This is a genomic window from Streptomyces sp. NPDC001514, assembly GCF_053597075.1.
Window position 1 is genome coordinate 101,361 of sequence record NZ_JBSFHO010000027.1, and the last position, 12,623, is coordinate 113,983.

The 12,623-nt window shown below is 70.7% G+C and carries 13 protein-coding genes and 2 pseudogenes; 8 read left to right on the plus strand and 7 right to left on the minus strand.

The genetic code is table 11. The features are described from left to right. Positions 1–48 precede the first annotated feature (48 nt). From ACWCXB_RS25665 to ACWCXB_RS25680, 4 genes and pseudogenes are all read left to right on the plus strand, one after another. Entirely contained in the window at positions 49–492 is a 444-nt protein-coding gene (locus tag ACWCXB_RS25665; RefSeq protein WP_450725899.1) for an ATP-binding protein, read from the plus strand. Between the two features lie 570 nt (positions 493–1,062). Further along, positions 1,063–1,758: pseudogene (locus tag ACWCXB_RS25670) on the plus strand (IS256 family transposase); the annotation flags it as partial. A gap of 4 nt (positions 1,759–1,762) precedes the next feature. Beyond that, positions 1,763–2,176: pseudogene (locus ACWCXB_RS25675) on the plus strand (Na+/H+ antiporter NhaA); the annotation flags it as partial. A gap of 48 nt (positions 2,177–2,224) precedes the next feature. Then, the gene (locus tag ACWCXB_RS25680; protein WP_450725900.1) at positions 2,225–3,943 is read left to right on the plus strand and encodes a hydrogenase maturation protein; all 1,719 of its coding nucleotides are present in this window, start codon (positions 2,225–2,227) and stop codon (positions 3,941–3,943) included. A 58-nt stretch (positions 3,944–4,001) separates the two neighbouring features. On the opposite strand, the gene ACWCXB_RS25685 is transcribed toward ACWCXB_RS25680, so the two are convergent. The 4 genes from ACWCXB_RS25685 to ACWCXB_RS25700 form a co-directional block, all read right to left on the minus strand. After that, positions 4,002–5,702, minus strand: a complete 1,701-nt coding sequence (locus ACWCXB_RS25685; RefSeq protein WP_450725901.1) for a beta-1,3-glucanase family protein — start codon at positions 5,700–5,702, stop codon at positions 4,002–4,004. Between the two features lie 136 nt (positions 5,703–5,838). Then, complete coding sequence (locus ACWCXB_RS25690; protein WP_450725903.1) at positions 5,839–6,690, minus strand: cysteine/serine endopeptidase inhibitor; 852 nt, start codon at positions 6,688–6,690, stop codon at positions 5,839–5,841. A gap of 217 nt (positions 6,691–6,907) precedes the next feature. After that, the gene (locus ACWCXB_RS25695) at positions 6,908–7,180 is read right to left on the minus strand and encodes an LOG family protein (protein WP_450725904.1); all 273 of its coding nucleotides are present in this window, start codon (positions 7,178–7,180) and stop codon (positions 6,908–6,910) included. Between the two features lie 134 nt (positions 7,181–7,314). Then, complete coding sequence (locus tag ACWCXB_RS25700) at positions 7,315–8,559, minus strand: helix-turn-helix domain-containing protein (RefSeq protein WP_450725906.1); 1,245 nt, start codon at positions 8,557–8,559, stop codon at positions 7,315–7,317. 166 nt (positions 8,560–8,725) lie between these two features. Between ACWCXB_RS25700 and ACWCXB_RS25705 the strand changes: the two genes are divergently transcribed. The 4 genes from ACWCXB_RS25705 to ACWCXB_RS25720 all read left to right on the plus strand — a co-directional run bounded on the left by ACWCXB_RS25705 (position 8,726) and on the right by ACWCXB_RS25720 (position 10,618). Continuing rightward, positions 8,726–9,028 carry a hypothetical protein gene (locus ACWCXB_RS25705; RefSeq protein WP_450725908.1) on the plus strand — a complete coding sequence of 101 codons (303 nt, stop codon included), beginning with the start codon at positions 8,726–8,728 and terminating at the stop codon, positions 9,026–9,028. Between the two features lie 32 nt (positions 9,029–9,060). Further along, positions 9,061–9,216 carry a hypothetical protein gene (locus ACWCXB_RS25710; protein ID WP_450725909.1) on the plus strand — a complete coding sequence of 52 codons (156 nt, stop codon included), beginning with the start codon at positions 9,061–9,063 and terminating at the stop codon, positions 9,214–9,216. 237 nt (positions 9,217–9,453) lie between these two features. Beyond that, positions 9,454–10,305 carry an IS5 family transposase gene (locus tag ACWCXB_RS25715; RefSeq protein ID WP_450725911.1) on the plus strand — a complete coding sequence of 284 codons (852 nt, stop codon included), beginning with the start codon at positions 9,454–9,456 and terminating at the stop codon, positions 10,303–10,305. A gap of 70 nt (positions 10,306–10,375) precedes the next feature. After that, a complete protein-coding gene (locus ACWCXB_RS25720) occupies positions 10,376–10,618 on the plus strand; it encodes a DUF7848 domain-containing protein (RefSeq protein ID WP_450725912.1) in 243 nt (80 codons plus the stop codon). Positions 10,619–10,726: 108 nt separating this feature from the next. Here the strand turns inward: ACWCXB_RS25720 and ACWCXB_RS25725 are convergent, their stop codons facing one another. The 3 genes from ACWCXB_RS25725 to ACWCXB_RS25735 all read right to left on the minus strand — a co-directional run bounded on the left by ACWCXB_RS25725 (position 10,727) and on the right by ACWCXB_RS25735 (position 12,230). Continuing rightward, the gene (locus tag ACWCXB_RS25725) at positions 10,727–11,401 is read right to left on the minus strand and encodes a hypothetical protein (RefSeq protein ID WP_450725914.1); all 675 of its coding nucleotides are present in this window, start codon (positions 11,399–11,401) and stop codon (positions 10,727–10,729) included. Between the two features lie 89 nt (positions 11,402–11,490). Further along, on the minus strand, positions 11,491–12,006 hold the full coding sequence (locus tag ACWCXB_RS25730) for an LOG family protein (protein WP_450725916.1): 516 nt from the start codon (positions 12,004–12,006) through the stop codon (positions 11,491–11,493). Next, a complete protein-coding gene (locus tag ACWCXB_RS25735) occupies positions 12,003–12,230 on the minus strand; it encodes a hypothetical protein (protein ID WP_450725917.1) in 228 nt (75 codons plus the stop codon). The genes ACWCXB_RS25730 and ACWCXB_RS25735 overlap by 4 nt, the downstream gene beginning before the upstream one ends. Between the last annotated feature and the right edge of the window lie 393 nt (positions 12,231–12,623).

Consider the following 12,623-nt stretch of genomic DNA (forward strand, 5'->3'; position numbering starts at 1 on the left):
CGCAGACTGAGGGAACACCTCGTACAGTCACAAGGGAACGAGCGCACCATGCGCACTGCACATCCCGCCCTCGAACCTGGCGCGGCCCCCGAGTCGGCCGCCTCCTGGCCGCTCTGCCCTGAGCATCTCTCGGCAGCGCAGGCGCGGCGACTTGCGGCCGGACAACTGGCCGAGTGGGGCCTGGACGGTCTGATCGACACGGCACAGCTACTGATCAGCGAGATGGTCACCAACGCAGTGCGTCACGCTCCTGGCCCGATTCGGCTCAGTCTCCGTCGGTACCCGACCGCTCTGCGGTGTGATGTCGAGGACGCCAGCCCGAAGATACCGCAGCCCAGAGCGGCGGGCGACGAAGCTGAGAGCGGCCGCGGCCTGGTGCTGCTCGACGCGCTGACCAACGCCTGGGGAAGCCAGCGGACCCCGGTCGGCAAGAGCATCTGGTTTGAGCTGCTGCTGCCCCGTGGCGCCCACCCATGCATGGGAAATGTATGATCACGGCCTTCTGGAACACGCCGCAAAGCGTGCTGGAACGGACTGAAAGTCGTTCCCTGTGCGAGTCGAGCGGGCGGTGCGCGCGCCAAGTCACCGACTGTCGGCACCACACCCATCGGGTCGGCTGCCGCGCGGACCCCGACCGAAACACGCGAGGGCCCTCGCCCGGGCCCGGCAGCCCGCCAGTGGCCGGCCGGCCGCTGAGGTCACTCGGCCAGGAAGGTATCGACGTGGGACAGGAACTCGTCCCAGGCCGGTTCGACGCGGTGAGCAGGTGATTGCGGCTCTTGAGCAGGACCAGCCGGCTCAGGCGTTGCTCAGGGCAGGCCCTGTGGCGGCCCCTGCGCTGAACGACAACACCTGTACGACGACCCGGGGTTGCCGGGCCGCCTGGCCCGGCCCGACCTGGGACCGGACCTGGTCACCGAGCTGAGGGAGGACCCGGACGAGGACGTGCGGATGCGCGCACGCCTCCACCCCTTCCCCCGTACCTGGGTGTCGCAGCCCGCCTCGTGCTCCAGGTAGCGCACGAGGGCCTGGCGGGCGTGGCCGCCGCCGTAGGCCTGGTCGAGCGTGCGGAAGAGCAGGCAGGGCTCTTACTTTCCCGAGTGGCTGCTGGAACGCCGCCGCCGGTCCGAGCAGGCCCTGATGTCGGTGATCGCGACGTGCTACGTGCGTGGCGTGAGCACCCGCCGGGTCGAAGGGATCGCGAAGGACCTCGGAGTCGCACAGCTGTCGAAGTCCCAAGTCTCCGCTCTCGTCCATCACTTGGACGTCCAGCTCGACGCGTGGCGCAACCGGCCGCTGGACGCGGGACCGTATGTGTTCGTGTGGGCGGACGCGCTGACCATGAAGGTCCGCGAGGAGGGCAGGGTGGTGAACATCGCCTGCCTGGTCGCGGTCGGCGTGAACAGCGAGGGCCGCCGCGAGGTCATCGGTCTGGACGCGGTGACCAGTGAGGACAGTGCCGGCTGGCTCGCCTTCTTCCGCTCGATGGTCGCCCGCGGCCTGTCCGGCGTGAAGCTGGTCATCTCAGACGCGCATCAGGGCCTGGTCGACGCGATCGGAGCCACGCTGCCCGGCTCGTCGTGGCAGCGATGCCGCACGCACTACGCCCGAAACCTGGCGCCGCTCGTTCCGAAGTCCGCGGTCAGCGGGGTGATGACCTTGCTGCGGGCGGTGTTCGAGCAGCCCGACGCCGACGCGATCGAGCGGCAGATGGACCAGGTCATCGACACCCTGCACCAGCGATTCCCCGTCGCTGCCGCCCAGGGCGTCGCTCAACCCCGACCTCGCCTGGGCCGACGTCTTCGGCCTCGCCGTCCTCGCGGGCATCGGTTTCACCGTCGCCCTGCTGCTCGGCGAACTCTCCTTCACCGACGCCACCCTGACCGAACACGTCAAGGCCGCCGTCCTCCTCGGCTCCCTCACCGCGGCCGCCCTCGCCGCCGTCCTCCTGCGCCGCCGCAACCGCGCCTACAAGCGCCTGTACGAGGAGGAGAACCGCGACGAGAACACCGACGGAATCCCCGACATCCACCAGTGCGGCGCTCAGCCGGACGGACTGCGACGAGCGCCACGACCCGTTCCCGGGACGGCCGTGCACCCCTCACACCACCCGGCCGCACACCAGGCGACGGGAGCGATGGAATCCGGCCGAACCTCAGCGCCGTCCCATCCGTAGGCGAGGCAAAAAGCCCCGCTCTCATGGTTTGTCGACGGAGGGTCCCCCTTGCGCATTCTGCTGATCTCCGGTGCCTTCAACAGTCTGACCCAGCGTATCCACACCGTCCTGCGGGACCTCGGCCATACCGTCGGCCTGCAACTCGCGCTCAGCGACGACGCGCTGCGCGAAGGGCTCGACCGTACCCGGCCCGACCTGGTCATCGCCCCTATGCTCACCACCCCCGTGCCGGAGGACATCTGGTCCACCCGGCCCGTTCTGATCGTCCATCCCGGCCCACTCGGCGACCGGGGCCCCTCCTCCCTCGACTGGGCACTGCACGACGATGCGCCCGAGTGGGGCGTCACCGTGCTCCAGGCGGCGGCCGAGATGGATGCCGGCGATGTGTGGGCCTCGGTACCGTTCCAGGTTCCGCCCGGCGTCTCGAAGAGCGACCTCTACCGCGGCGAGGTCGCGGACGCGGCGGTGGAGGCGGTGCTGCTCGCGGTGGAACGATTCGCCGACCGGAGCTGGACCCCCGTACCGCTCGACCCCTCCGCCCCGGAGGTCCACGGCCGGCTGCGCCCCTACCACGACCAGCAGTACCGCCGCATCGACTGGGACACCGACGACACCGCCACCGTCCTGCGCAAGCTGCGCGCGGCGGACTCCCGGCCCGGCGTCCTCGACGAGGTCCACGGCACCGCGTACTACCTGCACGGCGGCCACCTTGAGGACGAACTGCGCGGTGGCCCCCCGGGACGGATCCTGGCCACCCGCGACGGAGCGATCTGCCGTGCCACCACCGACGGCGCCGTATGGATCCCCGAACTGCGCCGCCGCCGTACGAAGGGCTCGCCGCCGGCCTGGAAGCTCCCGGCGGCGGACGTCCTCGGCGAACACCTGGCCGACGTCCCCGAGGTACCGGTGTCCCCGGCGCAGGCCGCGGGCCGCGACACGTACACGCAGATCCGCTACCGCGAGGAAGGCCCGGTCGGCTTCCTGGAGTTCTCCTTCCCGGGCGGCGCCATGAGCACGGGTCAGTGCCGACGGCTCCTCGCCGCCTACCGCGCCGCCTGCACCAGGCCGACCTCGGTGCTCGTGCTCGGCCCGGACCGGGACGTCTTCTCCAACGGCATCCACCTCGGCGTGATCCAGGCCGCGGCCGATCCGGCGGCCGAGTCCTGGGACAACATCAACGCCATGGACGACCTGGTCGAGGCCGTCCTGACCACCACCGACCGGCTCACCGTAGCCGCCCTGCCCGGCAACGCGGCGGCCGGCGGCCTGATGCTGGCCCTGGCCGCCGACGAGGTCTGGTGCCGCGAGTCCGCCGTCCTCAACCCCCACTACCGCCTGATGGGCCTGTACGGCTCGGAGTACTGGACCTACATCCTGCCGCGCCGCGTCGGCGAGGCGACCGCCGAACGGCTCACCTCCGAAGCCCTGCCGATGAGCGCGTCCACGGCCAGGTCCCTCGGCCTCGTCGACGCCTCGGTCCAGGACACTCCGGACGGGTTCCGCGCGTGGACCGCCCGCCGCGCCGCAGAGCTGGCCGCATCCGAGGCGTGGGCCGTCCGACTGGGCCTGAAGAAGGCCCAGTTGGAGGAGGTCGAGGCCGGCCGCTCCCTGTCGTCCTACCGGGCCGCCGAACTCTGGAACATGTCCCGCAACTTCCGCGGCGGACCGGACGAACCCTACCCGGACCTGCGCCAGGCCTTCGTCCTCAAGGTCCCGCCGCAGCGCACCCCGGACCACCTCGTCGTGACCAGCCTCTCCACGAGCTGATCCGCCGAAGCCGAAGCGGCGGCGCGGTACGCCCGCGCCGCCGCTTCGGCGCGTGCGCTCAGCCGGCCCAGGGCGGGGCGACCGCCCATGTGGTGTCGGCGCCGAAGGCGCTGCCGCCGTCCCAGGCGTGCGGCCCGTCGGCCGACGAGAGCCAGAGTTCGGCGGACCGCTGGCGCAGACAGCGGTCCGGGTAGTTCGAGGAGAGCAGCTGGAAGCCGCCGGACGCCTCGACGGCGTTCCAGGTCGCGTCCGACCGGAAGACCCCGCTGCCGTCGTTCGGCTCGCGGCGGACCCGGTATCCCCGGTGCCGTAGGAACTCGCCGGGGTGGTTGCGGGACTCGAAGGAGTAGCCGCTGCCCGCGAGCCCCGGGACGATGGCCCAGGTGGCGTCCTCCTTCAGGAGGCTGTCGCTGCCGGCGCCGATCACCTCGGTGAAGCCGAGGCCGTCGCGGTGGCGCACGTACTGGTCGGTGAGCCCCGGACTGGTCAGGCGCAGCGACTGCCACTGGCCGGTCGGCAGCCCGGCCGGCTGAGCGGCCGGCGCGCCCCCCTGGACGGGGCCGAGGGAGACGGTGAGCAGGGCCGGGTCCCCGGCGGTGACGAAGCCGGACTGGTCGGCGCCGCCGGTCGGCGTCACATCGTCGTACGGGAAGGCGTAGCCGCGCCCCTCGCCGCTGTGTGCGTGGGCCAGGCGCGCGTAGTGGTTGGTGGGGGACGTGGTGTAGTAGGCGGCCGGGTTCTCGCGTTCCGGCTGGTGGTCGTTGACGAGCAGGGTGCTGCGGTTGAACGCCGCGCTGATCCGGGCGGCCAGCGCGCCCATCGCGGGCGTGGTCACGGCGAACGGTCCGGTGGAGCAGCTGAAGATGTCGGCGGTGGTCGGCCGCCCGAAGGAGCCGTGGCCCGGGAAGTCGAGCCGGTCACCCGACACCCTGCCCCGCAGCTCGCCCCACTCCGCCTGGGTGTTGACGACCAGATCGGTCTGGGCGTACGTCCCCCAGACCTGGTCCACGTAGCCGTCGTAGTAGCCGGCCAGGAAGCCCGGGTCGGTGGCGATGACCTGGGTCGGGTTCAGGACGCGCAGGTTCCGCCCGCCGGATGACACCACGAGCCGGTCCCAGGGCAGGCCGTCGGCGGTTCTCTGCGCGAGCAGTCCCTGCGCGACGGCGTCGACGGCGCCGGGCCGCAGCCCGGGTACGTGCTGGACGGCGCCGGACAGGGTGTTCAGGCGGAGCTCCACCGGTACGGACACGAAGTCCACGGCGGAGACGTTCGCGTACACGACGGCTTCGTTGAACGTGAACTCGGCGAACGACCACAGGATGCCGGCGTTCGGATCCGAGGGGTTGGCCGCCGAGGGCTCGACGAGGGACGGCCCGGGGTTCAGCCGGAAGTCGAGCGGGGCGTCGACCGAGAACCAGATCCGGCCGCCCGCCATTCTGGGAACGGTGATCCGCCGGGGGCCGCCTCCTGACGGGCCGAGCGGAATGGCGCAGTCCGCGCCGAGCGGTGTTCCGGGGGACCCGGGCGAGTCGGGGTAGTAGGGCGTACGGCCGTCCGAGCCCAGCAGCATCCACGCGTTGCCGCGGTCCAGGGCCTGACCGCTGACGTACGCGAAGACGGTGTCGGAGCCGGTGTTGTTGACGAGGTCGATCTCGAGCGTCGGGCCGGTCTCGGCGGCGAGGGCGGCCGGGCGGGCGGTGAGCGCGGTGGCGGCGAGCGTCAGGGCGGACGCGCCGAGCAGCTTTCTGCGGGACAGCACGGTGTGGACTCCTGGGGGTCGGTGCGAGGCGGGCGCGCCGGGGGCCGGAGGGGCCCCGGGGGACACCCGCTGCCCGGCGCACACGGCGCCGGGCGGCGGGCGGCGGGCGGAGCGGATGAGCGCGGGCGGTCCGGGTTCAGCAGGCTCCGTCGACCTCCCAGACGGCCCACGAGATGGGGTCGCCCGGGGCGGCGCCGGTGGAGTAGAACGTGGCCGTGTACCGCTTGCCCGCGTGCGTGACCTTCTCGCCGGGTACGTACGACCGCCCCGCGTCCCAGCCGGGCGCGGTGCCGCAGCCGGGTTCGCCCGGCTGGGTGGGCGCCTGCGTCGACGGGAGGGGAGCCGGCGTCGCGTACGACTCGGTCACGGGGATCTCGTACGTCTCGCTCTCAGGCCCGTCATCCGCCGCGACCGTCTCGGTCGGGGCCGGTTCGGGTGCCACGGTCTCCGCAGCGTCAGGCGTCCCGGTCTCTTCCGCCGCGGGCGTCTCGGTCTCGGCCGGCGCGGGTGCCTCGGTCTCGGGCGTTTCGGGTGTCTGGCCCGGTACATCCTCGCCGCCGCTGCCGACGAACCTCCACGTGATGCCGTTGACCACGCCCACTTCCAGCGGCGCGAGCTTCTGGAACGCGGACTTGCTGAGGTCGATGTGCCCGGGACCGCATTCCGCCGCCGGGCACTTGTCCCGGACCGGAACCGTGATCGTCTTCCCGTTGTAGGAGACTTCGACGTAGACGCCCTTGCACAGGTCGTCCTCGTTGGGGTTGGCCGCCGTCCACCAGGCGTGCGGCACGGCCACGAGGTCCTCGACCTCAGCGTTGACCGGCGTACCGCAGGCGCCGACACCCACGAGGTCGTACCAGGTCATCTTGGACTGGTCTGACTCGGCGACGGGATCGGTCGCGATCGCCGTCCCCGCCCCCAGGAGCGCGAGCGACACCGCGCCGAGCACACCGGCCGCCCACCTTCCCCTGTGCTTACGTACGTTCACATCGTCCTCCAGTGCGTCGGATTCCAGTGGCGTGTCCCGCCTCGGAGTCGGCGGGTGGCGCTGCCGCCGCCCACCGGTTCCCCGGGCAGCCGACATGCCGCGACAGGGCGAGCGTCCGCGCTCGTGCTCCTGCACAGAGATCTACGACGTCACGGAGCCAACCGTTCGAATGTCACCAACGGGCGCAAGGTTGTGACAATCCACGGGTGTTGGCATCTCAGGTGCCACCCCGGCGGTTAGGTGTGCCGTGGGCGGGTCTTCGCCGGAATCCTTCGGTGGTCACGCGGACAGCGGCCGGGACCGCCGGCACGAGCCGGTCGAGGGCCTCCTCGACGCTGCCCGCGACGCTGACGATCGCGCGATCCGAGGCACTGAGGAAGCCCTCGTCGGCCATCTCGTCGATGAGGTCGACGAACCGGCTGGAGAAGCCGCTCGTGTTGCCCAGGACGACGGGCTTGGCGTGGAGTCCGAGCTTGTTCCAGGTTGTCAACTTACTTAGGAGACAGGCTCACTGGCATGTCACGGAGTGTTAGGGGCATCCCAGTCGGGCGATCGGGGCGTATCTGTGCTGGTCACCGGGCCACCGGCGCCGGACGGTACCCCCGCCGAGCGTCAGCCACTTCCTCACGCGCTCAGCAGATGCCCGTGATCGTGAAGAAGGTCGCGAACCTCGGGCACTTGCTCGAAGTCCTGAAGCCGCCTGAGTACGACACGGGCGCGCGAGGCGGTGCGGTCGCTGGACATGTCCGCAGACACGGACACGACGCGTCGAGCTTCCTCGGCCGCCTGCTCCGGTTCGTTGGCGTCGGCGAGGGCGACGGCGAGCCATGACCGATACAGCGCCACTTCGCGCGCGTGGGTGGCGTCGTACCGACTAAGGACGTCGGTCAACAGCGGAACGGCCCGTAACGGGCGGTGCAGCTCCGTGAAGACCCGGGCGTCCATCACCTCCAGTTCTTCCCTGCTCACCCAATACGCCCACTGAGGCGCCTCGTTGTCGCCGGCCTCTGTCAACGCATCGTGTGCCTGCCCGAGCGCCTGAATGGCGGGTTGTGCCTCTCCGGCGCATGTGTGGGCCCACGCGACGCGGTCAAAGAACAGAGCGCGCGTCTTGGGCGGGGCATCCGGTCCGGCTTGCGCCAATGCGGCACTGGCGAGCTCAAGGCCCGCGCGCTGCTGTCCGGTGTTGCTGAGCTGGTAGGCGAGGCTTCCCGCGAGGTTCGCGACCAAGGGGCCGTCACCTGCCTGGCGCGCTGCTTCCATCCCAATGCGATACGCACGTTCAGCCTGCTCGTGCTGCCCGGCATCACTGGCGATCCAACCTGCGATCTGGGCCAGTTCACCAATCTGGGCCAGCAGCGCGGCGCCGACTGCTTCCGTGTGCGTGCTCTCTCTGTACAGCCGCATCGCTGCCTTGAGTTCGCGGAACACGGGGGCCATGAGGTCGCCCCCGGCAAGCACGTCGTCAGCAAGCCGGAAGCCGTGCACGCGGGCGGCCAGGCTCGCCACGTCGTCGCCGCCGATGCGGCGGCCCGTCCGCGTGGCAAGCGGCGCTAGCGAGTCGCCCGGCGGAATTAGCTCAGCGAGTACCACGGCGGCCCCGAACGGCCGTCCGTCCGACTCGCCCCGGGCGTACGCGGCGGCCAGTTCGAGCTCCCCGAAGGGAACGTTCAGGACTTCCGCGATGAACGGGAGCCAGGAATCCGGGATGCGCCCTCCCCGTTCCCATCGGGAGACCTCATTCCGCGTGAGGGAATGTGTGCCCGAGACTGCGCACAGCATCGCGGCGAGCTGCCGCTGACTCTTGTGGGCATCCCGTCTCAGACGCGCCAAGTACGCGCCGAACTGCCCTCGCCGTTCATCACTCATCTGCTGGCCCCCTCTCACCCTCAGTGTGGCCCCTCCCTGGCCCCCTGTGCGGCTCCTCTCTAGGTCTACCCCCGAACGGTTCGATGGAGTTTCTGTCATCGACAGACCCCGGCGACCGTTCGCGCGGCCCCGGGGCGTGGTCCACGCTGCTGAGGAGCGCAGACACATGGACTGTATCGCCCGTTTCTTCGAACTGCTGTTGCGGTTTTTACTGCCTGCCCGTGGCTGTCACCGGGGGGCCGTCCGGCCGCCGGTCGTAGGCCCGGACACGCCGACGCTGCGACTGCCGCGCGTCCATGTCCCGCTGCTGCGCGGGGAGGACACAGCGCTGGTGCGCCCGTATCTGGTCGCCTTGGAGCAGCGGCAGAAGGCGCGGTTGCAGGCGGCGCGGCGGCGTGCGCTGCTGTTCGCGGTGCACGGCATCGATGTCGAGCCGCTGCGGGTGCATGAGGCGGGGACAGGCCGGTGAGCGCGGGGGACCGTATCGCGTGGCAACCGCGCATGACGGACGATGGGAAGCCGATCGGTCTGCATGTGTGCTGGGAGTCGATGCCGGGGTGCAGTACGCGGAACTGCACGCTCGCCAAGGGGCACGACGGCCAGCACTACCACGAGTACACGGCCACGGTGTGGCCCCGGGCTGGGGCCGAGCGGTGAGCGGCCCCGGAGCCTCGAAGCGGGGGCACACGATGACCATGCGGGTGTACCAGGCGGCGCCGGACGGGACGGTGACCGGTGAGCGGGCGGAAGTGACGGTCGTCGGTGATCCGGACACGGTCCCGGTGGGCTTGGCGTTCCCGGCGTGTACGTGCCCGCGCTGCCTTAGACCGACCGGCAATAGGCGGCCGCTGTGATCATGGAGTTCTCTACGCTCAGTGATCACGAAGGACGGCCGTGCCCGCGCTGCCATCTTGCCTGCTTGAACCCCTCTGGGACCAGTTCGCTGCTCTCCTGCCCGCCCGGGGAGAGTTCGTCGCGGACCATCCGCTGGGCTGTCACCGCCGCCGGATCGCCGACCGGAAGGTCTTCGAGCACATCGTGCTCGCGCTGGTCCACGGCTCCGGATACGAGCGCATCTCCACTCCCGGATGTTCTGACCGTACGATCCGACGACGTGTCAGAGAGTGGGCTGAACTGGGGATATCCGAGAAGGTGCACGCCCTCGCGCTTGAGGCGTACGACCGGATGATCGGCCTTGGGCTGAGCGAGATCTCCGTGGACGGTTGCATCACCAAGGCCCCGTCCGGCGGCGAGAAGGCCGGGCGCTCCCCGGTCGACCGGGGCAAGCAGGGACTGAAGCGCTCGGTCGCCTCCGACGCGTGCGGTGTCCCGCTCGGGATCGTCTCCGACGGTGCCAACCGGCATGACTCGCCCCTGCTCGGCCCCACCCTGGACGCGGCGAAAGCTCAGGTCGGCGCGATGCCGACGACGGTCAACGTCAACCTCGACCGCGGCTACGACAGTGTCAAGTCCCGTGCATTGATGGCAGAGTTGGGATTCACCGCCGAGATCGCACGCAAGGGCGTGCCGGCTCCGATCCAGGCCGGCAAGCGCTGGGTGGTCGAGCGCACGCACTCATGGATGAACGACTACGGCAAGCTGCGGCGCTGCACGGAGAAGACCGGCACCACCGTGGACTTCTACCTCTACCTCGCCGCTACCCTCGTCACGCTCCGCATGCTGATCCGCCGAGCAACGAGCCGCTACCGCTGGGACGGCCGACCCACGACCCGACGCCTCAAGTGATCCATTTGCCGGTCGGTCTTATCGGCGCCCCTCCGGCCGGACTGCGCCCAGAGACGGGAGGGAGCGCGGAATGAGTGCGGGCAACGGCACGGCACGGGGCCGCTTCCGGTTCGCCGAGTGGACGCTGACAGCGGACGCGGAACTCGGGCTGCGGCACTATGCCGAATGCCGGAACTGCGGCGCAAAGAGCGTCGACACGGCCGACCCGGACGACGCGCAGGTGTGGTGCCTCAAGCACGCGGGGTTGACCGGGCACACGTCGTTCGAGATGACCGCGTTCCAGCTCTTCGAGGCTGCCCCCACGGGCCGGTAGCGGCCCCTCCATCGGCCGTCCGCCCTGTTTCCCGTCCCCCAGGCGGCGGGGCGGACGGCCTTCCCTGGCCCCCGGAATAGTCCCTCCTGCTCCGGGGGCCGACCCATGTCAGGCGAGGCGGCCGGGGTGGAGCGTCGGGGGTGTGGTGCCTGTGCCCTGAGTATGCGCGGCCTCAGCCAGGCGACGCAGCTGCGGAAGCTGCCGGACTTCCTCCGGGGCTCGTACGGCGCCGAACGCCTGCACCGCGAGCCGGTGATCCGGCCTCGTCGAGCGGCCCGCGATCGCCTCGCGCAGGCTCGCGACCTCATCGAGATACCCGGCGGTGGTCAGGTGCTCGCGCGCCCAGTCGTGGATCGTGTGCAGCTCGGAGAAGTCGACGATCGCGGTGAGCGCACCGCGGCGGCCGGCGTCGTCGTCGAACCGCTCGGCCTCTTGGAGCAGGCGGATACGCCCTGCGTGGTCGGTGTCGGCGGCCTTGTCGGACGCGGCACGGAACGCGGCCATGAGGAGTGCGCGGTCCGCGCGTGAGGCATCAGCGGGGATGCCGGGCCCGGTCGGTACCTGGGTCTCCAGCCATTCGAGGCGCGCCCGGCGGCGGGCTTGGAGCCGATCCCACGCCCCTTGGAGCGCTTTGAGGTACGTCGTGTACGCGGCGTCGACCGCTTCGGCCTTGGCCAGGGCGGACAGCCGGTATGACGAGCGGGCCTCCTGCGCCGCTTCGAGGTATGCGGCCTGCGCTGCACGGGCGGCAGTGACGTCGTGGTCCTGGTCGTGGGTGGTCATCGGTTCGGGGATGGGCCTGCGAGACCCGGGCGGAGATGACTGCCCGCAACGGGGCGGAGCTACGGCGCGCTGCCGCACGGGTCGAGCGCCTACGGACGGCGGTCGTCATCGCACACCCCCGTCTTCCGCGCCCGGATCACCAAAGACGCGATCGTCGCCACGGTCGGACCGTCCCAACCGGCAAGCCAGTCAATGATCTTCCGGTCGTACGCGCCCAGCTCGATGCCCGCGAACGCTTCCGTCAGCGCCACCGGGAAGTCCTCATGACGCAGTGTCGTCCACGGGGCCGACTCAATCGGGCCCGTGGGGATACCCAGGCTGCTTCCGCCGTGGGGCGTGCGGCCGATAGCCTCGCTCATGGTCCTCTGCCCTCTCTCAGGGTTGGAGGTCAAGGCCCTGTCGGACGTTGGAGCGTCCGGCGGGGCCGACTCGTTAGGGAGTCTCACAAGGAAGCTGGTGGTCGCCACCTCCATCAGCTCGTCGAACGTGCCGAATCCCCCCGGAAGGACGGCGAAAGCGTCCGAAAGCCGGTACATCAGCGCCTTGCGCTCGTGCAATGGAGGACACCACGTAGAGTTTCCCCGGCGGCTCGGCGGGGCGCTCATGGCCGCAGAGGTGGGCAGGCCACACCCCGGTGACGGATGCCCCGGGCCGCGAACGCGCTGGTGGCCACGGCACCCATCGAACCGGTCGAGCCTCCTCCGTAGACCAGGGTCGCTCCCCGCGAGGCGAGCGCGGCGTCGAACTCCCGTGCCTGTGCGAGGTGGTGGGGCCCGACGTTGCCGCGTGCCCCGCAGAAGACACCAATGCTCCGCGTGCTCCGGTTCATGTCAGTCACGTCCCTTTTCTGTGCGTGTCCGTCCATGTCGTTCTGTCTGTCTCAGCCGCGTGCACGTGGTGCGGGTGCGGGTAGGCCTACGCGCAGGGCGTCTCCGGTCACAGCCACCACGGCCTGCGCCAACCGCCGGCGTAGCCCGGCGTTCGCCAGGACCTGAATGCCACGGTTCGGTCGGGCGAAGGCGTCGGTTGAGTGGCCACGGAGCCACGGGCGACGTGAACCTGCTCGACAGAACTCTTCCGGCCCCCGCGACGTAGAAGCGGTGGGGTCGGCAGGTGCGCCGAGGTCTCGCCGGCGGACAGGCCGGCGCTTCGGGCCGTCCCTTGGCCTGTGGCTGCGGTTGCGACGTTCGTGCTCGCGCCGATGGTGAGCCAAAGGCGCGAG

Coding starts and splice junctions, on each gene's coding strand:
- ACWCXB_RS25735 (WP_450725917.1), bottom strand. CDS start 12,230: ATGAACCGGAGCACGCGGAGCATTGGTGTCTTCTGCGGGGCACGCGGC.
- ACWCXB_RS25665 (WP_450725899.1), top strand. CDS start 49: ATGCGCACTGCACATCCCGCCCTCGAACCTGGCGCGGCCCCCGAGTCG.
- ACWCXB_RS25710 (WP_450725909.1), top strand. CDS start 9,061: ATGACGGACGATGGGAAGCCGATCGGTCTGCATGTGTGCTGGGAGTCG.
- ACWCXB_RS25725 (WP_450725914.1), bottom strand. CDS start 11,401: ATGACCACCCACGACCAGGACCACGACGTCACTGCCGCCCGTGCAGCG.
- ACWCXB_RS25700 (WP_450725906.1), bottom strand. CDS start 8,559: ATGAGTGATGAACGGCGAGGGCAGTTCGGCGCGTACTTGGCGCGTCTG.
- ACWCXB_RS25730 (WP_450725916.1), bottom strand. CDS start 12,006: ATGAGCGCCCCGCCGAGCCGCCGGGGAAACTCTACGTGGTGTCCTCCA.
- ACWCXB_RS25705 (WP_450725908.1), top strand. CDS start 8,726: ATGGACTGTATCGCCCGTTTCTTCGAACTGCTGTTGCGGTTTTTACTG.
- ACWCXB_RS25720 (WP_450725912.1), top strand. CDS start 10,376: ATGAGTGCGGGCAACGGCACGGCACGGGGCCGCTTCCGGTTCGCCGAG.